Origin of the sequence: Leisingera sp. McT4-56 (assembly GCF_020514995.1) — a bacterium.
Lineage (GTDB): Bacteria > Pseudomonadota > Alphaproteobacteria > Rhodobacterales > Rhodobacteraceae > Leisingera > Leisingera aquaemixtae_A.
The window spans coordinates 86,169-107,056 of sequence record NZ_JAJALF010000005.1; the positions used below are offsets into that span (position 1 = coordinate 86,169).

Annotated in this window: 19 protein-coding genes and 1 pseudogene; 9 read left to right on the plus strand and 11 right to left on the minus strand. The window is 63.3% G+C overall.

Annotated features, from left to right (window positions below; genetic code table 11):
• Nucleotides 1-2: 2 nt before the first annotated feature.
• From qhpC to qhpG, 4 genes are read right to left on the minus strand one after another with little or no spacing between them, the layout of a single operon-like run.
• Nucleotides 3-326, minus strand: coding sequence for a quinohemoprotein amine dehydrogenase subunit gamma (gene qhpC / locus LHL23_RS08560; protein ID WP_222477770.1), 324 nt, complete (start codon nt 324-326; stop codon nt 3-5).
• Entirely contained in the window at nt 323-1,747 is a 1,425-nt protein-coding gene (gene peaB / locus LHL23_RS08565; RefSeq protein ID WP_226429536.1) for a quinohemoprotein amine dehydrogenase maturation protein, read from the minus strand. The genes qhpC and peaB overlap by 4 nt, the downstream gene beginning before the upstream one ends.
• 16 nt (nt 1,748-1,763) lie before the next feature.
• Nucleotides 1,764-3,287: a quinohemoprotein amine dehydrogenase subunit alpha gene (peaA, locus tag LHL23_RS08570; protein ID WP_226429537.1), complete on the minus strand. Its 1,524-nt coding sequence runs from the start codon at nt 3,285-3,287 to the stop codon at nt 1,764-1,766.
• Nucleotides 3,263-4,627, minus strand: a complete 1,365-nt coding sequence (gene qhpG / locus LHL23_RS08575; RefSeq protein WP_226429538.1) for a flavin-dependent monooxygenase QhpG — start codon at nt 4,625-4,627, stop codon at nt 3,263-3,265. Before qhpG ends, peaA begins: the two co-directional genes overlap by 25 nt.
• Nucleotides 4,628-4,658: 31 nt before the next feature.
• Between qhpG and qhpR the strand changes: the two genes are divergently transcribed.
• The gene (gene qhpR, locus LHL23_RS08580) at nt 4,659-5,807 is read left to right on the plus strand and encodes an AraC-like transcriptional regulator QhpR (protein WP_226429539.1); all 1,149 of its coding nucleotides are present in this window, start codon (nt 4,659-4,661) and stop codon (nt 5,805-5,807) included.
• Between the two features lie 176 nt (nt 5,808-5,983).
• Here the strand turns inward: qhpR and LHL23_RS08585 are convergent, their stop codons facing one another.
• Nucleotides 5,984-8,398, minus strand: a complete 2,415-nt coding sequence (locus LHL23_RS08585; RefSeq protein ID WP_226429540.1) for a YbcC family protein — start codon at nt 8,396-8,398, stop codon at nt 5,984-5,986.
• An 11-nt stretch (nt 8,399-8,409) separates the two neighbouring features.
• Nucleotides 8,410-9,960, minus strand: coding sequence for a proton-conducting transporter transmembrane domain-containing protein (locus tag LHL23_RS08590; protein ID WP_226429541.1), 1,551 nt, complete (start codon nt 9,958-9,960; stop codon nt 8,410-8,412).
• 114 nt (nt 9,961-10,074) lie between these two features.
• On the opposite strand from LHL23_RS08590, the gene LHL23_RS08595 reads away from it, so the two are divergent.
• The 3 genes from LHL23_RS08595 (at nt 10,075) to LHL23_RS08605 (ending at nt 12,300) form a co-directional block, all read left to right on the plus strand.
• The gene (locus LHL23_RS08595) at nt 10,075-10,965 is read left to right on the plus strand and encodes a LysR family transcriptional regulator (RefSeq protein WP_226429542.1); all 891 of its coding nucleotides are present in this window, start codon (nt 10,075-10,077) and stop codon (nt 10,963-10,965) included.
• 61 nt (nt 10,966-11,026) lie between these two features.
• Complete coding sequence (locus LHL23_RS08600; protein ID WP_413229468.1) at nt 11,027-11,668, plus strand: sigma-70 family RNA polymerase sigma factor; 642 nt, start codon at nt 11,027-11,029, stop codon at nt 11,666-11,668.
• A complete protein-coding gene (locus tag LHL23_RS08605; protein ID WP_222477786.1) occupies nt 11,665-12,300 on the plus strand; it encodes a ChrR family anti-sigma-E factor in 636 nt (211 codons plus the stop codon). Before LHL23_RS08600 ends, LHL23_RS08605 begins: the two co-directional genes overlap by 4 nt.
• Nucleotides 12,301-12,318: 18 nt before the next feature.
• On the opposite strand, the gene LHL23_RS08610 is transcribed toward LHL23_RS08605, so the two are convergent.
• The gene (locus LHL23_RS08610; RefSeq protein ID WP_226429543.1) at nt 12,319-13,044 is read right to left on the minus strand and encodes an SDR family NAD(P)-dependent oxidoreductase; all 726 of its coding nucleotides are present in this window, start codon (nt 13,042-13,044) and stop codon (nt 12,319-12,321) included.
• A complete protein-coding gene (locus LHL23_RS08615) occupies nt 13,041-13,814 on the minus strand; it encodes a DUF1365 domain-containing protein (protein ID WP_226429544.1) in 774 nt (257 codons plus the stop codon). Before LHL23_RS08615 ends, LHL23_RS08610 begins: the two co-directional genes overlap by 4 nt.
• A 146-nt stretch (nt 13,815-13,960) precedes the next feature.
• Between LHL23_RS08615 and LHL23_RS08620 the strand changes: the two genes are divergently transcribed.
• From LHL23_RS08620 to LHL23_RS08640, 5 genes are read left to right on the plus strand one after another with little or no spacing between them, the layout of a single operon-like run.
• Nucleotides 13,961-15,292, plus strand: a complete 1,332-nt coding sequence (locus LHL23_RS08620) for an NAD(P)/FAD-dependent oxidoreductase (RefSeq protein WP_226429545.1) — start codon at nt 13,961-13,963, stop codon at nt 15,290-15,292.
• On the plus strand, nt 15,243-16,412 hold the full coding sequence (locus LHL23_RS08625; protein WP_226429546.1) for an SAM-dependent methyltransferase: 1,170 nt from the start codon (nt 15,243-15,245) through the stop codon (nt 16,410-16,412). The genes LHL23_RS08620 and LHL23_RS08625 overlap by 50 nt, the downstream gene beginning before the upstream one ends.
• On the plus strand, nt 16,393-16,902 hold the full coding sequence (locus LHL23_RS08630; protein ID WP_226429547.1) for a hypothetical protein: 510 nt from the start codon (nt 16,393-16,395) through the stop codon (nt 16,900-16,902). The genes LHL23_RS08625 and LHL23_RS08630 overlap by 20 nt, the downstream gene beginning before the upstream one ends.
• A complete protein-coding gene (locus LHL23_RS08635; protein WP_226429548.1) occupies nt 16,902-18,128 on the plus strand; it encodes an MFS transporter in 1,227 nt (408 codons plus the stop codon). Before LHL23_RS08630 ends, LHL23_RS08635 begins: the two co-directional genes overlap by 1 nt.
• Nucleotides 18,125-18,676 (plus strand): DUF3833 family protein, encoded by a 552-nt coding sequence (locus LHL23_RS08640; RefSeq protein WP_222477800.1) that lies wholly within the window; start codon nt 18,125-18,127, stop codon nt 18,674-18,676. Before LHL23_RS08635 ends, LHL23_RS08640 begins: the two co-directional genes overlap by 4 nt.
• 258 nt (nt 18,677-18,934) lie before the next feature.
• On the opposite strand, the gene LHL23_RS08645 is transcribed toward LHL23_RS08640, so the two are convergent.
• The 3 genes and pseudogenes from LHL23_RS08645 to LHL23_RS23595 all read right to left on the minus strand — a co-directional run.
• Entirely contained in the window at nt 18,935-20,044 is a 1,110-nt protein-coding gene (locus tag LHL23_RS08645) for a CaiB/BaiF CoA transferase family protein (protein WP_222477802.1), read from the minus strand.
• Between the two features lie 42 nt (nt 20,045-20,086).
• Nucleotides 20,087-20,485 (minus strand): cupin domain-containing protein, encoded by a 399-nt coding sequence (locus LHL23_RS08650; RefSeq protein WP_409996772.1) that lies wholly within the window; start codon nt 20,483-20,485, stop codon nt 20,087-20,089.
• Nucleotides 20,486-20,683: pseudogene (locus tag LHL23_RS23595) on the minus strand (helix-turn-helix domain-containing protein); the annotation flags it as partial.
• Nucleotides 20,684-20,888: the final 205 nt, after the last annotated feature.

The window sequence follows — 20,888 nt, forward strand, 5'->3', positions numbered from 1 at the left end:
CCTCAGGTTTCGGCGTCGGTGGGATAGGTGGTGCCAAGCGCGCGCCAGTCCTTGGCGGCGTTGGGGGCGCCTTCGTCCCAGTTCTGGTGGTTGACCATGATGTCGGGCACCTGCGCAGGCCACCAGCATGGGTCGGAGCAGCCGTAAAGATCCGCCTCCATCGGCTGGCACAGCGCTGCAAGGCCGCCAAAGGGGTCGACCTCCCAGCCCGGGTCGAATGTGGTGGCGCATCCGGCGGTCACGGTCTGCATCGCGCGGACCTCTTCCATCTGGCCATCGGCAGCGGCTTGCTGAACGCGTTCGGCTTTCTGATTGAGCGGTTTCATTTTCCAAACGCCCTCCTCGGCGCAACATGGTGGTGAAAGAACTGCGGTGCCTGGGCGATCAGCCGTGCATAGGCGGCGACGCCAAAGTCGATCCAGTCGCGCATCAGGTCGCAGTAGTGATAGGTCGGCATCATCGGATCGCTGAAATGGGCGTAGCTCTCGTGGTAGCAGCCGCCCGCGCACAGGTTGCGTATCCGGCAGGTTGCGCAGTCCTTCTCCGTGCGGTCGGAGCGAGCCTTGATGAAACCCGACAGCTCCTTGCGCTTGATGCCTTCGTCGACGGTGCCGAACTGGTCCATTTCCGAGCCGGCGAACCGGTGGCACAGGTTCAGCGCGCCATCGTGGTTGACCGCCAGCATGCCCACACCGGCGCCGCAAGGGAGCGCCTTGGAACGCCCCTCGTAGAGGTCGTTCATCATCTGATGCATGTTGGAAAAGCCGATGTTGCGGCCATTCAAGGCCTCCTCGACATAGCGGCGGCCCAGGGATTTCATCCCCTCAAACACCTCCAGCAACTCAGCGCCATTCAGGTTGAAAGCATCCATCTCGCCCGAGGTAACCGGCGAAAACCCCACCTCGGCGAAACCGATATCGTTCTTCAGATGGTCCCAGATCTCGACGATATTTGTGATGCCTGCGGTCAGGGTGACGCGGGCGCCCACGGGCTTGGATGTGTAGCGCGACAACAGCAGCCGCGCCTTGGCAGCCACGGTGTCGTAGGTGCCCTTGCCGCCCACCGTCTTGCGGTTCAGGTCGTGCTGCGCCTTGGGCCCGTCGATGGAGACAGTCAGACCAAAGCGGTGTGCGTCCAGCCAGTCGATCAGCGGCTCAGTCAGCAGCGTTGCATTGGTGGTGAGGCTGAAGTTCACCTCTTTGCCAAGTGCTGCGAAATGCGGCTCGGCCCAGTCCACCACCTGCCGGATCAAGGGCAGGTTCGACAGCGGCTCGCCGCCGAAGAACACGATGTTATAGCTGTCCCGGTCCGGGTTTTCAGCCAGCAGCATCTCTGCTGATTTCCGCGCGGTGTCAAAGGCCATCTTCTGGCCCTTCGACGGCACTGCCAGATCCTCCTTGTAGCAGTAGGAGCAGGCCAGGTTGCAGCCGGTGTTGACGTTCAGAACGATGGTCGTGAGCGGGAAGGTCTCGATCTCGATCGGCGTCCGTTCCGGCTGCAGCGGGCGGCCGTCGTTGACGATATCCAGCCGCACCAGCCCATCCAGCCGCGCCGCCGCATCCTCTGCCGCAAACCGCGCCTCGAACTCGTCCATCGAAAACGCCTGTTCTTGCGCAGCATAATCGAGGATGTCGCGGTCCACTCCGTCCATCTCAAAGATCGAGGTGGTGGGGACGTGGAACAGCACCTCCCGCCCCTCGACTTCAACCCGGTGTGCATTGGCCGACTGATAGTGAAAGTCTTTCATGATCTCTCCCCCTGTTTCAGCGGATTGGCGGGTCGATGAAGCGCTGCACGGTGACGATCAGCATGGCTTCTGCCTGCTGGCCCATCGCCTCGGCCTGCACTGTCAGCTCACCGGCGTTGTTGGCGCTGAAGGGGCGGTCGGGATTTGGACCTGCAATGGCGGGCAGGAAGATGCCGTTGGCCTGCATGACGCCGGCAAATTCGGTGTCCTTCATGTGCGCCGCATGCTCATGCGCGTTGGCCACGGTCCATTGCGCCTCGACCCGGCCGATGCGCACGTCATCCTCGGTCCCGGCCTCGCCGTCGGGGCCGTTCCACATGCCGACCGCGTTGAAATAGGCAGGCACCGCTGCCGGGCCTTCATCGCTGCCGCCGCCCACGCGGGCGATGGTGAACTCCGGCTCCACCCGCAGGCTGTCGACGGAGGTGTAATGGGCGATCCGCGCCTCGGCCCCGCCCACGCTGAAGGTGACAATGCCATTTCCTTCAGAGGCGAGCGACAGCGCTGCACCATAGGTGTTCGCAGCCGTATCGCCGCTGGATGTGTCCAGCCCGTCCAGCCCGGTGCCAACCACCTGCACCTTCGTCTCCCCTGCCGGCACGGCAGAGGGAACCGTGCCCAGGATGACGCTGCCGGCCCCGTCACGGACACCGCTCAGCGGCGCGCCCAAGGCATCGTTGCCGCGGTCGAACTGGCGGCCCTGCAGGCTGTTTCCATCCTCCGACAGCGCCAGCACCTGGCGATAGGGGGTGCCGCCAATGTCCAGATTGGCACGCCATTCATAGCCGGTGTAGAGGTTCATCTGGCCGGATGCGGGATGCACGGTGCCGTCCGCCGTCACGAACTCGCCGCTGACCTGATAGGGGGAGGCATCGCCCGTGACCGTCAGCTTCCCGTAGGCTTCGCCAATGCCGGGCAGGTCGGTCATCACCACCCAGTCGCCCGCCACCTGCTGCTTGTCCGCAGCCTGCCAATCTGTCCAGGCGGAAGTCTCCAGCGGGTTCTGCTGCGCCAGGAAGCCTGCGATCTCGGTCCGGGCGATCTTGTACCATTCCCGGTCGCGGCCAAGCGCCTGGTATTCGATGGTTGGGAAATGGCCGACATGGAAATCCATATGCAGCTCCCACTCCTCCGCGGTGCGGTTCTGCAGCAGCCCCCTCGCGCCGGTATGGCAACGGGAGCACATTGAGGCGAAGGGCTCGTCGAAGCTCTCCTGCGCGTTCGGGTCCTTCTCCAGGGCATAGCGGAAAGGCGCTGCTTCGGAGGGGGCGAGGCCCTGGGTGTCCGCCAGATGCTGCACGATGGCGCGGCGGTCCTCGGCGCTGATCTCCAGCCCGTGCGACTGCTGCATCCGAACGATGGTCATCATCCAGCCTTCAGGCGACTTGCGCTGGCCGCTGATCCGGCTCAGCCCGTTTTCCTCTGCCGTGTGGCAGCTGGAGCAGATATTCTGCAGCAGCTCCTCGCTGGCCAGCGCCGGCGCGGTGCCCGCCACTGATACCAGAAGTGCAGCCGTCAGGCCGCGGGGTCGTAGTTGCATGGGTCAGTCTCCCTGTTTGTAGTGTCCCAGGGGATTTGCGCCCCCTCGGTGAAGCCTTGTGACAAAAGCCATTGATGGATCGCCTGTGCCGCCTGCGGCGGCGCCTCGGGCAGAACCGTGCTGTGAAAGCGGGCGGCATCCGGCAGCGGCTGGCCGTTCAGGCGGCGCAGCAGAGGCACGATCTCCTGTCCGGCGGCAAAGGCCGCACCGCCGGGGGCGTCCCGGGTGATCAGCACCTCGCGCCGAGCCAGATGGCCGTCCTGCACGACAACACGCTTGCCGATGTGCGGGCGTATGTCCGTGCCATGGGCAGGGGCGTCATCCGGCCAGGCCGCGCGCTCTTGCCAGAATGGTGTCCGAAAACCTGCCTCGCGGTAAAAATCGCGGCCCACCCGCGCTTGGCGCCAGAAAGTCTCCGCCACCCGGTTGCGGTAGAAGTCTCGGGCAATGTCCGTCTCCCCGGCCAGCAGCGCCCGCGCGATGGGCACAGCCATCAATGCCGAGGACACTGCCCAAAACATGCCGTGCCCTGACAAAGGGTCCAGCGCCACGGCCGCGTCGCCCAGCCGGGGGCAGCGCGGGTCCAGTTCCGGTGCCGCCAGCCGCGGGGCAATTGCGTGGACACTGGGGTGGCGGGGCAGCGGGCAGGCGGCTTCGCCCAGCACTCTGCTCCAAAGCGCCTCCACAGCTGCCTTGCCTTGCGCACGGCTCAGCGAGTCCGCGCTGCCCACCGCCTGCAGCCAAAGTTGATCCTGGCCCGCTGGGACCGACCAGATCCACCCGCCCTGCCGCGCTTCTATACGCGGCGTTTCCATGTCTCCGTCCAGGAGCGGCACCAGACCGGCCACGGAAATCGTGTTCGGCCCTGCAAGCTCAGCCCGGCTCAAACCCGAGCATTGGCGGGGCGCCCGGCGGCCGCGGGCCTCAAACAGCAGCCGCGCCGGCAGGCTCCGGCCATCGGACAGGCGGATTTCGCCGTTGTCCGGCCGGACGCTGGCCACGGCTGCCAAAACAACGCTCACGCCCTCGGCCCGCGCCGCGTCCAGAAGCCCGGCGTCAAAGGCGCCGCGGTCTGCAAGATGCTCGCTGTTCTGGATGCTTTGGAAGGAGCCCCAGCTAACATGTCGCTGCGCTGCGGGCCCGATCCCCGCGAGCGGCAGCCCGTGCCTTGCCAGGATCGCGGCGACGCGGGCGGACATCCCTTCAAAACGCGGCGCGCGCGGCGGCAAGGTTGCCAGCGCCACGCTAAAGCCCGCCCGGGCCAGCAGCACAGCTGCCACCGACCCGGCCGGGCCGCCGCCTGCGATTGCAATGTCAAAGGTGCCAATTTGAGGTGCCATTTGCCTAGGCTGCCCCGGCAGGCTGCCCCTTGTGGCGGACACATCCGGACAACAAGACGACATTTCCGGACAGAATCGGCTGCTGCGGCCAAAGGTGCGGCAATTTTTCTGGAATGGCGGATTTTTACGGTATTCTGGCGCAATCCTGAGGAACTGCGCGATGCCACACACTTACCAGCCCCGGATTTCCGCCTCTACGTTGAGCGACCCGTTGCGGGCCGTTGAATTCATGAATGGTGATGCGGACAGGATATTTCAGGTTTCCGGTATCGGGCCGGATGACCTGACCGGAGAAATCGGCCTGAAGAAGTTCGTGGACTTCTGCGAGCACGCGTCCGGAAACTTGGACCTGCCCGATTTCGGCTGGCGGGTTGGCTCCGTCTTTGATCTGCAAAACCTTGGTGCGCTTGGGGAATTCATCAATCAGGCGCCAACTCTTGGTGCGGCCCTTTCACTGTTCCGCAATGGCTTTTCAATCGTGCAAAGCGACTCTGAATTGCAGCTGACGATTGAGGCGGACAGGGCAATGCTGGCATACAAAATACTGGACCCCGGCATCTGGCCGCGGCAACAGGATGCGGAGCTGACACTGGCCGTTTTCCACAATCTGATCAGGTCTGCGGCGGGGCCGGACTGGCGCCCTGAGCTGGTGTCTTTGGAGCACGAATCAAGCGCGTTGCCAGGGGCCTGCAATGTCGGTCCGCGATGCTCTATTAATTTTGCGGCCAACGCGAACACGCTGGTCTTCCCGGCGAGCCTGCTGGGGCTGCCCTTGCCTGGCCGGGTGAACCCGGCCTTCAAGGAGGTTTCGCAAACGATTGCCTCCACTGCCAGGCAAAGCGAACGCGCTGCGCCCGTTACGGTTCGGGTACGCCGAGAGCTTTTGAAACGTATTGGCCAGGAGAGTTTCGAGCAAACGGTTGTTTCAGCTGCGCTGGGCATGTCCCGCCGGACTTTACGGCGCAAGCTGGAGGAGGAAGGGCAGAAGTTTTCCCGGCTGCTGGCAGGGTGCCGGATGGAAATTGCCAAACGCATGCTGCTGACCCCTGGGACGCAGCTCCATGAGATTTCGGAACGGCTGGGGTATTCGGAAGTGTCCGCCTTCGAACGGGCGTTCAGGCAGCAGGAGGGAGCAACGCCAAGCCAGTTCAGGAAACAGTTTTCTGGCGGCACTCCATAGGCACTCCCTAGGAAGCGGGCGGACACCGGCCAAGCATCAGGGCAGGGCTGAGATCAGGCTGGAAAACCCGGGAAGCAGCCCCGCGGCGTACAATTCGCCCCCGCAGCACAGGCGGGGGCAAATGCGGGTTGACGGACGGGCAGCCCTGCGCACATCGCCGCTGAGGCAATCGAGAGTTACTCGGCTGCGATGGCGCGTTCCGCGTCGGGTTCCTGCCCGAACGGCTCCCACCTCAGGCCGCCGCTGTAGCGCCAGGCAAGCCTGCCCTCGGTGTCCATCGCGATCAGGTGAAGCCAGCGGTTGTCGAACAGTTCCCGAACCCCGGCATGGCGCTCCAGCACGGCAGTCATTGCTTCGCGCGGGGCTTCAATCACCACAGACAGCCGCAGCGGGTCGTGCTGCAAGCCTTCGCCATCGTGCACGGACTGCCACGGCAGGCCCGGGCGGAGGCTTCCGCCGTTTCCCTCCAGCACCCCGATACCGCCAGCCACATTGTGCAGCAGCTTGTTGCCGCCGCCGAACAGGGCCGGCGCGACAGAGGAGCCATAGTACTGCAGGCTGATCCAACTGGCGACCACTACGGGCGCCGTCATGATCAGCTCCAGAACGCCGAAGCCGTCGTCGCTGCGCCAGTCGTAGCTGTGCAGAAAGGCTTGGCCTGACAATCCGCTGGCCTTGGTGCGGTAGCGGGGGGCTGCGATGAAGGCACGGCAGCCGGCCAGGCCCCATTCGGGGCGCAGTTCCGCCCAGTCCTTGGCCCGGCGCATCAGGTCGCCGCCGCTGTCTGCCCGCGGCAGGCGGGCCGCGCGTTCCGCCCTGGCCAGAAGGCCAGCGGCGTCCAGCCAGCCTCTGAGCCGGGTGAGATCTTCCGCATGGGCGCCCTTCGGCACGTCGCCATCGTAAAGAGTGACCGCATCCGTAGTGGTATTGTGCAGAGCCGGAACAAAGATCGTATCGTCCGGAATGCTGATGCCCTTGGCGGCAAGGCCTGCCCGCACCTCAGTGTCGTTCAGGAGGCCGGCAAGCAGGCGTGCGTTCACGTCACCTGCATGGCCGCCGCAGGCGCCGCAATGCAGCGCGCTTTCATGCGGGTTGTTGGTGACACCGGCACCATGCCCGGCCAGCATGACCACCGGGGCAAAGTTGTCCGTCAGGGACATTGCGCCAAGGATTGCATGCGCCATTCCGATCCGGTCCTCCAGCCCGATCGCCGCATCAAGCCGGGGCGCGGGGCCGGCAGCTTGCTTGCTGCCCGCAGCCAGGGAGTCGCGCAGCAGCTTGCCCGCATAGACCGGGCCTGCCGCCTCGACAAAGGCGAAGGAGGAGACCGCAGCCAGTTTGAAACGGCCCCAGGCGCGTTTCGCCCGCGCCGCATAGCGCTGGTCCAGGTCGCGGGCCTCGGATTCCTTGGCATTGGAGGCGATGGCAGCAGGCAGCAGAACGGGGCCGCGTGCCTCGACCACGTCGGAGGCTTCGGCCTGGTGGGCGCTGGCGAGGCCGAAAAAGCCTGCAAAACCAATTGTGGCGATACCCTGGTCCTGAGCCTCCAATGCGCGGCGGAATACTTCGGACCGCACGTCGATGCAGAAGGCGGCCTGCAGCTTGGGCCGGTCCTGGGCCTGCGGCGCGGGGCCAGCCGAGGTCGCAATAGCCTGTGACAGCCTCCGCTGCTCAGCCCGCTCCACCGCATCCTGCAGCACCGCATCGATGATCATGTCGCGGTCCGGCGTTACCGCGGTTTCGTGCCGGGTCACGGTATCTGCCCACTTGGCTGCGATTTGCTCCTCATAGAGGCCGAAAAGTGCCTCGTCATAAACCATGCGGATGGCAAGAAGCTCGGTCACGGTGTTGTCGCCTTTGCCGTCCAGCTCAGCCTGCCACAGCAAGCCGCGGGCGTACTGCGCCCAGCCTCCCAGGGTGATCAGCCAGCGGTGGAATGCGGTTTCAGCCGCTGCGGTGCTCAGCCCCAGCGTTTCGCAGGCGCGGCCGATGGCGCGCCAATGCGACCGGCTGGAGGCTGCCACGAAGGCGCCAAAGCCGGTTAGCCCATGGATTTCGGGTGTCAGATCGCGCGAGGCAAACTCGCGCCAGGCGGCAAACGCACCGCCGGAGCGGTTCGGCTGCCACAGGGCCTGACCCTGGTCGAAATGGCTGGCTGCCCAGACACCGATGCGGTCCTCGATTAGGCCCGGCCAGTCGACACCTGACACATCGGCAGCCAGCTCGGCGACGGTGGGCAGCGCCTTTGGCACAGGTGCCGGATTGCCGAGGGCAGCTTTGACGTCAGCCAAGCCGGGGCGGCCGAACTGGCCGTCAAAGGCGGCAAGCGCAGCCCGCAGGTCATCCTCTAGGATCTTTCCGGTCTCGAATTGATGTGCCCATTGGGCACGTTCCGGGGTGATCCGGGTTCCGGCCACCCGCGCCATGCGGGCGGCGGTAACAGCCAGCGGTTCGGATGCCTGGCCCAGGAAGGGGTTCACCGCGACGCTGGCCGACAGCGGGAACAGCGGCGGGACAGCCTTGGCTGACCTGGTTGCCTCTGCAACGAGTTCAAGCAACGGGGCGGGGAAGGTTTCGAGTTTTGCAAACATTCCGGGTTCCTTCAGGCAGGGGATTTCTTGGACCAGCCGTTCAGCAGCCTGTCAAAGACCGCATTGGCGTAAAGCCCGTTGGAGAGGTGAACCCGCAGCCCGGCAGCGGCGGGGTGTTGTGCCCAGAGCGGGAAGGTGGACTGGGCCACTGCAACGGCACCGAAACTTGCCAGCGCGAGGAGGATCAGCGCCCATTCCAGCGGGCCGGGCTGAGGTGCGGGCGGCAGCGTCCCGGCGGTCAGCTGCGCGGCGGCCATCTGCAGCAGGAAGTAGCTGACAGAGGCAGCACCGGCGTAGATCACCGTGCGGCGGGTGAGCGCACCTGGTGCGGCATCGGCCAGGCCCTGGGCCAGCAAGTATGCAACACCGAAGATCAGGATTACGCCGAGCGCAATGGCCTGAACCGATTTGCCGTCAAAGCCGAACACTGTGCCGGTCAGAGCATAGATCGCGATAGCGGTGGCAAAGGCCAGCATCACGTTGCGGGTGCTGGGCACGGCGACCGGCCCGGGGCGGCGCAGCGCTGCGACGTAGCGCACTGCACTGCCGGCGCTCAGGAAGGCATGTGCCTTGTAGAGCGAATGGGCCACGATATGCAGCAGTGCCAGCGGAAACAGGGCTAGGCCGCACTGCATGATCATAAAGGCCATTTGGGCGATGGTGGACCAGGCCAGGGAGGTCTTCACGGCAGGCTGGGTCAGCATGACAAGGCTGGCAAACAGCGCGGTGAACCCGCCCAGCATCACCAGCAGCGCCATCACGCCCGGGGCGGCCAGCATCAGATCGGCAAGCCGGATCAGCAGGAAGCCGCCCGCGTTGATCACGCCTGCATGCAGCAGGGCGGAAACGGGCGTCGGGGCTTCCATCACCTCGGTCAGCCATCCGTGCATCGGGAATTGCGCGCAGGCCAGAACTGCTGCCAGTGCGATCAGCACAGCCGCTGCACTGGTCAGCGCGCCTGGATCAATACTGGTCAGGACAGAGGCGATGTCGGTGGTGCCATGACCGGCAATCAGCAGAACCACAGCGCCGGCCAGGGCGATCTCGCTCAGCCGGGCGGCCAGAGCTTTCTTGCGGGCTGCCCGCCGGGCGCCGTTGCGTGACGGGTAAAAAAGCAGCAGGCGGTTCAGCGTCAGGCTGGCGGCGATCCAGGCCGCGGCAAGCTGGATAAGATTGCCCGCCGTCACCAGCAGCAGAACCGCAGCCAGGGTTGCGGCCATCCATCCGGTGAAGGCGCCTTGGCGCTCTTCGCCGTCCATACTGGTGGCGGTGTAGCGCAGGACGATCCAGCCGATAAAGCTGACCAGCGCCAGCATCACTGCGCTGACGGCGTCCAGCCGCACTGAAAGTCCAGCACCCCAGAGACCGATCAACGGCGATGTTCTAGGGCCGTGCAGGACTAGCAGCAGCGCGGACCCTGCCGCGCCGACGAGGGCAGCCAGAGCAGCCCATTCGGCCAGCCGAGGCACGAGGCGGGGGCGGCGGCCTGGATTGCGGAAGGCGTAGTAAGCAGCAGCCAGCAGCACAAGCGGGCTGAGCAGAGGCAGAAAAAGATAACTCATGGTGCTATTTCCTGATTTCAGCGGCCAAGGGTGGTCTGGAAGCGGAAACTAGGGGAGTGTGAGGGTTAGTAAAAATTCATTGTTCATTAGATTTCGTTTTATTAATTAGAATGAATGCCGTTGAACTATCACCATCTCCGCTACTTCTGGGCAGTTGCCCATGATGGCAATCTGACCCGTACTGCGCAGCGATTGAACCTGTCGCAATCGGCTCTGTCCGTGCAGATCAAGCAGTTGGAGGAACGGCTGGGCCATGACCTGTTTGAACGGCGCGGACGGCAGCTTCACCTGACCGAGGCGGGCCGCATCACGCTGGATCATGCGGATGCGATTTTCTCGGCAGGGCAAGAGCTTGTGGCAACATTGCAGGAAACCGGGCGGAGCCGGCAGGCGCTGCGCATCGGGGCTCTGGCAACACTGTCGCGCAACTTTCAGATCAGCTTTCTGCGGCCAATTCTTCAACGCCCCGATGTGGAAGTGATCCTGCGTTCAGGCAGTCCAGCTGAACTCCTGGAGGGGCTGCAGACCCTGAACCTGGATGTGGTGCTGATGAACCGCGAGCCGGCCAGCGACTCGCTCACACCTTATGAAACCCATCACATCGCGGAGCAGGCAGTAGGCATCGTCGGCACGCCTGGCAGACTGCAGCCGGATCGCCCTTTCGTTGAATTGCTGGAGACCCAGCCCTTCATTCTTCCGACTGCGGAAAATTCTATGCGAACTGCCTTTGACGCATTGGCGAGCCGTCTGGGAGTGCGCCCGCAAGTGGTGGCAGAGGTGGACGACATGGCGATGATGCGCCTTCTGGCGCGGGAGGATATCGGCCTTGCGCTGGTGCCGCCGATTGTTGTGCAGGACGAACTGAAATCAGGGCGTCTGGTGGAGGCTTCGGAGCATCCGCGCATCCGGGAGGCGTTCTATGCGATCACCTTGCGCCGGCGTTTTCCAAACCCGCTGGTGCAGGAGCTTCTGGCCAGCACGCCGGATCCGGCTTTGGCGGGCTGACGCCTGTAAAGAGGCTGGAAAAGAAAAAGATCCATATACCCACCAGTGCCGTATCCGGTTTATGCTGACCGAAACCGCAGATATCCAGCCTTTGCGTTCCCCGCTCCACGCGTCGAAGGCACGCCGCGAGGAAAGCAGATACGTGACGCAGAAAGATTCCGGTTTTTCGCAGCAGACCGTCTGGATGATCGCAGTGCGCGATGGGCGCGACCGCGCCGCGTTCGCAGCGCTGTTTGATTATTTTGCACCGCGGCTCAAGGGGTTTGTAATCCGCGCAGGCGCGCCGCCGCCGCAGGCGGAAGAGATCGTGCAGGACGTCATGCTGACGGTCTGGCGTAAGGCCGCAACTTTTGATCCGCACCGGGCGCAGGTGTCGGCCTGGATTTATCAGATCGCGCGCAATCGGCAGATCGACGTGGCGCGCAAGGAAAACCGCCCGGTGCCCGAGGAATTGCGCGAAGAGCCGGGCATAGAACCCGATGCCAGCCAGATTCTGGGTCTGGAGCAGGAGGCGGGGCAGCTGAAACAGGCGCTTGCCCAGCTCAAGCCGGAGCAGCGGGACATACTGGAGAAAGCCTATCTGGGCGAACTGACCCATCAGGAGATCAGCCGCCAGACCGGGCTTCCCTTGGGCACCATCAAGTCGCGGATCCGGCTTGGCCTGCAGCGCCTGAGGCATGAATTGAAGGACCTCATGTCATGAGCGTCATCCGTCATCATATCCCGGACGCCATGCTGGCGTCTTATGCGGCAGGAACCTTGCCGCAATCGTTCTCCGTTGTGGTGGCCGCCCATGTGTCGATGTGTGCACAATGCCGGGCGGCGCTGGAGGCGCATCAGGCTGTTGGCGGGCTGCTGCTAGAGAGCTGCGCGGCGGAGCCGGTGTCCGGCAGATTGCGCCAGGATGTGCTGGCGCAGTTGGATGCGCCTTTCACCCCGGAGCCCTGCTATGACCGGTCAGGCATCTTCCCCGGGCCTGTGGTCGCGGCGATGAAGGGGCGGCAGCCAAAGTGGAAGACGCTGGGCATGGGAGTGCGGCAGGACATACTGATGGCGGATAACTCAGGCTCGGTCCGGCTGCTGTATATTCCTGCAGGGCAGGCGGTTCCGGATCATGGCCACAACGGCCTGGAACTGACCCTGGTTCTGCAGGGCAGCTTCAGCGACGAAACCGGGCAATTCGGGGCCGGCGACTTGGAAGTTGCTGACGAGGAGGTGGATCATACACCTGTGGCGGGCGCAAGCGGACCTTGCATTTGCCTGGCGGCAACCGATGCGCCGCTGCGCTTTCGGGCATTCATGCCGCGGCTGCTGCAACCCTTGTTCCGGATCTGAGAAGGCGGGGAACGCCCGTCACCTGCCACGGTAAAGCAGCCAGTCGGGAAAGAAGGACAGGCTCCGGACTGCCCAGGAAAAAGGTGCGGGGAAGTTGGTCCGGAAGCGGTTTTTGTGCATTGCGGCCAGCACCCGGCTGGCCGCATCCTCCGGATCCATAAGCATCGGCATTCTGAAACTGTTTTTCTCCGTCAGCCGCGTTTTGATGAAACCAGGGTTGACCAGCCGGACAGTCACACCGGTGTTCCGCAAGTCAAAGCGCATGGTTTCGGCAAGGCTGACCAGCGCCGACTTGCTGGCGCCATAGCCCACGGATGCGGGCAACCCGTGGTAGCCCGCCAGAGAGCCGATCAGGGTTATATCTCCCCGGTTTTCTCCCACGAAACGCGGCACGACTTCGCCCAGAACACGCAGGGCTCCGGTAAAGTTCACCTCAAGCATCTGCCGCGCCTTCGCGCTGTCCCAATCCTGTGTGCGCATGGGATCATAGGCGCCTGCGCAGTAAATCAGCCCGTCCAGCTGCGTAATGCCCGCTGCGGCCTGCCGCACGGAGTCATCGTCGGTCACGTCCAGCGGCAGTATGCGCGAACCGGGCAGGCTGCGGGCCAGGCTTTGAAGGCGGTCAGTGTTGCGCGCCGAAAGGATCAGATGCGCCCCCTCCGCGTTCATCCCGCTGGCCAGCGCTCTGCCGAGCCCTTCGCTGGCACCAATGAGCCAATAGGTTTTGCCTTCAAAGACGGTCATTGGCGGGCCTTGGCAAAGTTGCTGCTGTCGGAGACCAAGACTTTTGGCGCGGGCTGTTTTCTAAGGAATGGCGCCCGCTTCACGGCGAGGATTGCCGCCTGCCAGTGGATCAGTGCCAGCACCCGTGCCGCACCCAGAGGGCGCCGCAGAGCGGCGTGCAGCAGGCCGGCACTGGTGGCCGGGCTGCGGCGCCCTTTCAGAGTTGCCAGCACGCCTTGGCTGCCGTTTTCATAGGCGATGCGGATGCTGACATCGCTTTCGCTGAGGTGAAAGTTGAACCGGTAAAGCCCCTCGACCCTCTGAAACGGTGACACATGCATCAGTTTATTCGCTGTCAGCTGGTCGGATTTACGGATCGGCCGGAAATCTTCATGCGCGCAGAAATAGCAATGGCGGCCGCCAAAGGTATTGTTGACCTCGGCGACAAACGCGCAGGGCTGGCCATCGCGCAGGGCAATCCAAAAGCTGACCGGATTGAAGTGAAACCACAGGAAGCTGGGCTGCGTAAGCAGCAGAAGCTGAGTGCCGCGTAAGGGCATGCCCCGGGCAGCCAGCACCCCGCGGAACCAGGCAAGACCATGCCCTTGTCCGCGGCGGCCGCCGTGGTGACGGTCCCAGAGCGACCAGAGATTGAAGCGGTTCCGGGAAATCAGCCGCGGATGGGCATCGCTGAAATCGGTCAGCACGAAATCGACGCCGTAGGTGAACGCGTTCTTCAGCGCGCCGCGGCGGGCATGGAAGGTTTCAGCTTGGACGTGATCCAGTGTCATGCGGTGAATACGGGCAAACTCTGCCGATGGTTCACTTGGACATTAAGCAAAAGCACGAAATGCGGAAAATATTTCTGCAACTGAATGTGATCCGGCTGCCTGGGAGGGCCGTATCCCTTGAACATTGCACCAAAAACGGGATCATCATGTTCGATCAATCCAGTATTGCGCGCAAGAAGATTGCCATCGCCGGCGGCGGCATTTCCGGTCTGGCGGCAGCTTATTATCTATCGCCCTTCCACGATGTGACCCTTTACGAGGCCGCGCCGCGGCTGGGCGGCCACGCCCGCACCGTAATGGCAGGCCGGAACGGTGATCAGCCGGTCGATACCGGTTTCATCGTGTTCAATTATGCGACGTATCCTTATCTGACCCGGCTTTTCCGTGATCTGGATGTGCCGGTGATCAAGAGCGAAATGAGCTTTGGAGCCAGCATCGACGACGGCTGGCTGGAATACGGCCTGAACACGCTGGGTGCGCTGACGGCTCAGAAAAGCAACCTGATCCGGCCTCAGTTCTACAAGATGATCATGGATATCCTGCGGTTCGGAAACCAAGCGGAAGCCGTGGCCCGCGATGACGTCAAGACAATCGGCGCGCTGGTGGAGGAGCTGCGCCTGGGCCGCTGGTTTCGAGATCACTACCTGATGCCGATGTGCGGCGCGATCTGGTCGACACCGGTCGCGGAAGTGGATCAGTTTCCGGCAAAATCCTTGGTGCGCTTCTTCCGCAACCATGCGCTGCTGGCCGGGACTGGCAAGCACCAGTGGTGGACCGTGAAGGGCGGCAGCATTGAATATGTCCGGCGGCTGGAAGCCGCGCTGACGGCCCGCGGTGTCCGCATCTGCACCGGCGCGCCGGTCCGGCAGGTATGGCGCGGCCGTCAGACGGTGTCTGTCGCGGCGGCGGGTGTTCTTCCCGCGGAGTATGATGAGCTGATCCTGGCGTGCCACTCGGATCAGGCACTGGCGCTGCTGGGAGAAGATGCCACCCCGGCGGAGGCTGAGGCGCTGGGCAGCATCCGCTATCAGGCAAATCGTGCCGTGCTGCATTGCGATCCGCGCCAGATGCCGAAGCGCCGCGATTGCTGGTCCAGTTGGGCCTACCGGTCACAGGACGGTGCGATTGGAGTCACCTATTGGATGAATCGGCTGCAAAGCATCCCGGAGAAGGATCCGCTGTTTGTTACTCTGAACCCGTCGAGCGAAATTCCTGCAGAGGCCATTTACGACCAGACTGAGTTCACTCATCCGGTTTTTGACCGGGCGGCCCTGCGGGCGCAGGAACGGATCCGTGCGATGCAGGGGCAGAACCGCACCTGGTTCGCCGGAGCCTGGAACCGGCACGGCTTTCACGAAGACGGTATTGCCAGCGCCATGCGCATCGTGCGCTGCCTGGCCAGCCCGCCCCGAGCAGAAGGATTGGAACATGCGTTTTACCAGCAAGGCCCTGAAGACGAAATTTCTGTCCAGCTGTGAGCGTCTCCGTGAAGGCCGGCTGATCCTGCGCACACCAGAGGGCGAGCGCTACAATTTCGGCACTTCCGGCCCTGAGGCGGAGATGGTGATCCGGGACTGGTCAGTGGTGCCGGCGATGGCCGCGCATGGCCAGGTCGGTCTCGGCGAAACCTATGTGGAAGGGCTGTGGGATACGCCTTCGATCGAGACACTGATGTCGGTTGCGATGCGCAACCGCGATCACCTGGCGGCCTACGACCAGGCCAGCCCGCTGAACCGCGCCCGGTTCCGGCTGGCCGACACCCTTTTGCGCGCCAATTCCCGGCGCGGCGCCCGCCGCAACATCCGCGCGCATTATGATGTCGGGAATGAGTTCTATGCGCTGTGGCTTGACGAGGGGATGACCTACTCTTCAGCCCTGTTTGACGAGCCAGACAGCGATCTGGCCCGCGCCCAAATCCGAAAGAACGCCCGCATCCTGTCCCGGCTAGGCAGCGGCGGGCAGGTTCTGGAGATCGGATGCGGCTGGGGCGGATTCGCGGAACAGGCGGCGCAGGAAGGGCGCGACGTGACCGGCATCACCATATCGCGCAACCAGCACAGCTATGCTGATGCCCGGCTTGACGGGCGCGCCGATATCAGGCTGTGCGACTACCGGGATATTGAAGGCACCTATGACAATATCGTCTCAATCGAAATGGTTGAGGCGGTTGGGGCCCGGTACTGGCCCAGTTATTTCTCCGTGCTCAAGCATAAGCTGGCCGGTGACGGGCGGGCCGTGCTTCAGGCCATCACGGTAAAGGACAGTTTCTTCCCTACCTACCGGACCTCTTCTGACTATATCCGGCAGTATGTGTTTCCTGGCGGGATGCTGCTGTCGGACCGCGTGATCCGCACCCAGGCACAACAGGCCCGGCTGCAGGTGCGCAATAGTTTCGCATTCGGCCAGGATTACGCCCGCACCTGCCGGATCTGGGCCGAACGCCTCGCGGCGCTGAGGCCGCGGGTCCTGAAAATGGGTTACGGCGAGGCCTTCTGCCGCAATTGGCAGTACTACCTGGAGATTTGCGCAGCGTCCTTTGCTGTGGGGCACACTAATGTCGTGCAGGTGGAGCTGGAACATGCCCCGCTTCATGCATAATTGCCTGTCCGCACTGGGGCTCGCTGTGGCACTAGCGGGGGCCGTGCAGGCCTCGGTCATCGAGCGCGCGCTGCCAGGGGCCGAACTGCGCGGCGAGTCCACCTTCCGCTTTGTCGGAGTGCCGCTCTACAAGGCTCGGCTATTCACCCATGGCGGCGCACCGCTGGACTGGAGCCGGGATTTCGCCCTGGAGCTGACCTACCTGCGCTATCTGAGCGGTGCTGACTTGGTGGAAAGCACCCTGCGCGAGCTGGAGCGCCTTGGCGGCGCACCGCCGGTGCGCGGGCAGCTGGAACGCTGCTTCCGGGATGTGAGGAGGGGCGACAGCTATGCCGCCGTGTCCAAGGGGCCTGACAGGATCGGCTTCTGGAACAACGGTCAGCGGGTCTGCACGCTGAGCCATCCCGGCATCAAGGGCCGTTTCATGGCGATTTTCCTGGGGCCGGACACCCGTTCAGCCTCCTTTACCCGGCGCTTAAAGGGGGAGTGATGGTCTATCCGCGCGTCAGCCTATATGCGCTGATGCTGGCGGCGGCCGGCATCCCTCTGTACATCCATTTGCCGCGGTTTGCCTCGGTCAATCTGGGAATTAACCTGGCCACCGCCGGGGGCCTTCTGCTGGCTGTCCGGATCGTGGATCTTGTGCAGGATCCGGCCTTTGGCTGGGCCGTCGACCGCTGGCCGGGGGCGCAGACGGTCTTTGCGCTGGCCGCAGCGGCGGGGCTGGCCGCGGGGTTTCCGCTGCTGTTCATGATGGCGCCGGGGCCGCATGCCGCGCTGCGGCTGGGCGGCGTGCTGGTACTGCTGTTTTCAGCCTACAGCCTTGGCATGATCCTGCTTTACGGACGCTCCGCCGCACTGGCCAGCCAGCCGGACGCTTCCGCGCTGACGGATCTGGCCGCCTGGCGCGAGGCCGGAATGCTTGCAGGCGTGATCCTTGCTGCCGCGGCCCCGGCAGCATTGGCCGCGCTGGGCGCAGGCGGTCGGGGGTATCCGGCCTTTGGCCTGTTCTTGGGAGCGATTGCCCTGGCAGCAGGCCTCTTGTCGCTGCCGCTTTGGCGGCGTCCGGCTCCGGCGGCGCGGCAGCTGTCGCTGGCCGGGCTGCGGCAGGCAGGCGCCCTGCGGCTGCTGGTGCTGGCAATGGTGAACGCGCTGCCAGTGGCGGTCACTTCAACCCTGTTCCTGTTTTTCACCGAGGACAGGCTGCAATTAGCTGGTATGGCCGGGCCACTGCTGATCCTGTTCTTCCTGAGCGCTGGCCTCAGCGTGCCTGCCTGGGCTGCTCTCAGCCGCCGGATCGGGGCCAGGGCCGCTCTGCTGATGGCGATGCCTTTAGCCATCCTCAGCTTCGCCGGGGCGGCGCAGCTTGCCCCGGGCAATCTTGCAGGTTTTGCCGTGATCTGCCTCGCCTCCGGCGCGGCACTGGGGGCGGATATGGTTCTGCTGCCGGCCATGTTTTCCATCGCCCTTGCCCGGGCGGGGCTCAAGGCGTCGCTGGCATTCGGCATCTGGTCCTTTGCCGGCAAGCTTGCGCTTGCACTGGCGGCCTTTGCGACCTTGCCGATGCTGGAGCGCAGCGGCTTTACGCCCGGTTCCGCAAACAGCGCTTCCGCCCTTGCAACACTCAATATCTTCTATGCCGTTGTGCCTTGCGTCCTGAAGCTGGGCGCCTTTGCGCTGGTTCTGGCACTTCCCACGGAGGAAAAAACCGCATGAAACTACTTGCTGCAATCCTGCTGATCGCCCTGGCTGCGATTCTTGCCAAATCCCTGTTCTTCAGCTTTCGCGCGCAAACCCCTGCGGACTATGCGGCTTCAGGACCAGAGTTCTCGCTTAAGACCCATTTGTCGGGGGAGATTTTGTCGGAAGGGCTGATCTTCGGCCCGGACGGCCGGATGACAAACAGCTTCACCGCCCGGATGCACGGCGAATGGGAGGGAAACACCGGCACGTTGAGCGAAGAGTTCACCTATTCCAATGGCCGTAACCAAAGCCGCAAATGGTTCCTGACACTGGGGGAGGGCAACAGTTTCACCGCCACAGCAGAGGACATCGTGGGCGAAGCGCAGGGGGTGGTGTCCGGCTCCACTGTGCGGATGGAGTATGAAATCATCCTGCCGGAGGAATCCGGCGGACACAGGCTGAAGGCGACGGACTGGCTGTATCTGACGCAAAGCGGGGTTATCCTGAACAAGTCGGAAATGCGAAAGTTCGGTGTCAAGGCAGCGGAGCTCATTGCCACCATGCGTCCGGCTGACAGGTAGCGTTAAAACTGCTTGCACTTACGCCCTTTGCGGCAAGCCGGGAATTGAAGGGCCTTTCTCAACTGGCGGGAAACGGATCTGGTTGCCGAAACCCGCGTGCGGGAACGCCATGATTTGCACTTGCAGCAGCATAGCCCACTGCTGCGCTGGTGGGATCAGGAACCTGCGGCAGTTGCACTTATGAACGGGGCCGGTTGCGGAGGGGAAGGGGAGGTACTAGCCGGCCAAAGGCGCAACCGGTATGTTCCAGACTTTCCGTCAGATTTCCTTCGGTAGAACCGGCGCTGTTTTTTCCAGTGACAGCTCTGCGTCAGAGAATTTCCAAGGTCCGCGCACGCCTTTCACGCCCTCCGGTTCAATCACCATGCCGCGGAATTGGACCTGCGGGTCGTTGAAGGCTTCCCCGATCGAGTTTATCGGCCCTGCCGGGACCGTGGCGGCTTCGAGCGCGGCCAAAAGGTCCCCCGAAGCCCAGCATTCGAGAGACTTTTCCAGCTCGGCTGTCAACGCTTGGCGGTTTGCGACTCGCAATCCGTTGCTGGCGTAGTCCGGTACTTGCAGCAGATCAGGCCGCTCAATCACTTTGCAGAAACGCTGGAACTGCCCGTCATTCCCAACTGCCAGAATGATGTGGCCGTCAGCGGTTGGTAGAACCTGATAGGGGGAAATGTTGGGGTGGTCATTGCCCTTACGCACGGGGCTTTCGCCGGTGGCCAGGTAGTTCATCGCTTGGTTTGCCAGCATCGCGGTGGCGCAATCCAGCAAGGACATGTCCAGATGCTGCCCCTTACCCGTGCGGTGCCGCTGCTCAACGGCTGCAAGAATGCCGATGGTGCCATAAAGGCCCGTGACCACGTCCGTTACCGCAACACCGACCTTTTGCGGCTGCTGGCCGGGTTCACCGGTGATGGACATCAGGCCGGACAGGCCCTGGATCAGAAAGTCGTAGCCTGCACGCTCGGCATAGGGGCCATCCTGGCCAAACCCGGTAATCGAGCAGTAGATCAGGCGCGGGTTCACTTCCTTGAGGCTGTCGTAGTCGAGGCCGAATTTCGCAAGCCCGCCAACCTTGAAATTTTCGATCAGAATATCCGCGCAGCGGATCAGTTCCAGCACCTTGCTGCGGCCTTCCTCGGTGCGGAAGTCTGCGGTGACACAGGTTTTCCCGCGGTTTGCAGCGTAGTAGTAGGCGGCTGTTTTGTCTCCGTCCCGTTCGATAAAGGGCGGGCCCCAGCTGCGGGTGTCGTCGCCGCTTTCCGCTTCCACCTTGATGACCTCGGCGCCGAGATCGGCAAGCGACTGACCAATCCAGGGACCGGCAAGAATACGGGCAAGTTCAACAACTTTCAGGCCTTCGAGAGGAGACATGCGGATGTCCTTTTGAGTGCGGTCCTAATTGGCCGAAGCAGGTTACAGGTAGGGCGGTGTGCAAGCCGAGATGACTTCGGCGGGGCGGTCGGAGATATTGCGGAACCGGTGCGGTTCCCGGCTGTTGAACAGGTAGGCATCGCCTGCTTTCAGCACCCGGATCTCGCTGCCGACAGTGACTTCAAGCTCTCCCAGGATTACGATGCCGCCCTCGTGGGCCTCGTGCTCAATCATTGAATTACCGGTGTCGGCCCCGGCTTCATACCGTTCGTGCAGGATTTGCAGGCCATGTGCCTTGGCGTCGCCAACCTGCCTGATGGCAATCCTGCGGCGCGACGGGTCGCTGTCCTGATAAAGCAGGCTCGTCAGGTCGCGCAATTCGGACGGGGTGAAAAACGGCTGATGGTTTGCCGCGGCTTCCGGCTCGAAAAACTCTGACATGCTGATCCCGAAGCCGCCCAGGATTTTGCGCAATGATGCCACCGATGGGCTGCTTTTGTTGGTTTCTATCATTGAGATCTGACCGTGCGGCACGCCCGCCGCATCTGCCAGCTGTCTTTGCGATAAGCCGAATTGCGTTCTGAGCTCTCTAAGGCGGGCGCCTACGTCAAATTCCTGCGTCATTTTTTGCATCTCCATAACTGCCAGGATGCTGAGTGGGCGAATCCTGCGATGCTTGGTATCCGTCACTATCAGCGATCAATATCTTGAGCAAGGTGAGCGCGTTCTTTCAATGCCTTTCAACAGATCTCGGCCCAAGGTGGCCTGGACCCATAGGTAAATACTCTTCGCTTATCAATTGGCCCGGGACGGATGTCAGCAATCACCGCCGAGCCCGAACGAA

Excerpts from the sequence above, each read along its gene's own strand:
- qhpC (WP_222477770.1), bottom strand. The coding sequence starts at position 326 with ATGAAACCGCTCAATCAGAAAGCCGAACGCGTTCAGCAAGCCGCTGCC.
- peaB (WP_226429536.1), bottom strand. The coding sequence starts at position 1,747 with ATGAAAGACTTTCACTATCAGTCGGCCAATGCACACCGGGTTGAAGTC.
- peaA (WP_226429537.1), bottom strand. The coding sequence starts at position 3,287 with ATGCAACTACGACCCCGCGGCCTGACGGCTGCACTTCTGGTATCAGTG.
- qhpG (WP_226429538.1), bottom strand. The coding sequence starts at position 4,627 with ATGGCACCTCAAATTGGCACCTTTGACATTGCAATCGCAGGCGGCGGC.
- LHL23_RS08585 (WP_226429540.1), bottom strand. The coding sequence starts at position 8,398 with ATGTTTGCAAAACTCGAAACCTTCCCCGCCCCGTTGCTTGAACTCGTT.
- LHL23_RS08590 (WP_226429541.1), bottom strand. The coding sequence starts at position 9,960 with ATGAGTTATCTTTTTCTGCCTCTGCTCAGCCCGCTTGTGCTGCTGGCT.
- LHL23_RS08595 (WP_226429542.1), top strand. The coding sequence starts at position 10,075 with ATGCCGTTGAACTATCACCATCTCCGCTACTTCTGGGCAGTTGCCCAT.
- LHL23_RS08600 (WP_413229468.1), top strand. The coding sequence starts at position 11,027 with ATGCTGACCGAAACCGCAGATATCCAGCCTTTGCGTTCCCCGCTCCAC.
- LHL23_RS08605 (WP_222477786.1), top strand. The coding sequence starts at position 11,665 with ATGAGCGTCATCCGTCATCATATCCCGGACGCCATGCTGGCGTCTTAT.
- LHL23_RS08610 (WP_226429543.1), bottom strand. The coding sequence starts at position 13,044 with ATGACCGTCTTTGAAGGCAAAACCTATTGGCTCATTGGTGCCAGCGAA.
- LHL23_RS08615 (WP_226429544.1), bottom strand. The coding sequence starts at position 13,814 with ATGACACTGGATCACGTCCAAGCTGAAACCTTCCATGCCCGCCGCGGC.
- LHL23_RS08620 (WP_226429545.1), top strand. The coding sequence starts at position 13,961 with ATGTTCGATCAATCCAGTATTGCGCGCAAGAAGATTGCCATCGCCGGC.
- LHL23_RS08625 (WP_226429546.1), top strand. The coding sequence starts at position 15,243 with ATGCGTTTTACCAGCAAGGCCCTGAAGACGAAATTTCTGTCCAGCTGT.
- LHL23_RS08630 (WP_226429547.1), top strand. The coding sequence starts at position 16,393 with ATGCCCCGCTTCATGCATAATTGCCTGTCCGCACTGGGGCTCGCTGTG.
- LHL23_RS08635 (WP_226429548.1), top strand. The coding sequence starts at position 16,902 with ATGGTCTATCCGCGCGTCAGCCTATATGCGCTGATGCTGGCGGCGGCC.
- LHL23_RS08640 (WP_222477800.1), top strand. The coding sequence starts at position 18,125 with ATGAAACTACTTGCTGCAATCCTGCTGATCGCCCTGGCTGCGATTCTT.
- LHL23_RS08645 (WP_222477802.1), bottom strand. The coding sequence starts at position 20,044 with ATGTCTCCTCTCGAAGGCCTGAAAGTTGTTGAACTTGCCCGTATTCTT.
- LHL23_RS08650 (WP_409996772.1), bottom strand. The coding sequence starts at position 20,485 with ATGTCAGAGTTTTTCGAGCCGGAAGCCGCGGCAAACCATCAGCCGTTT.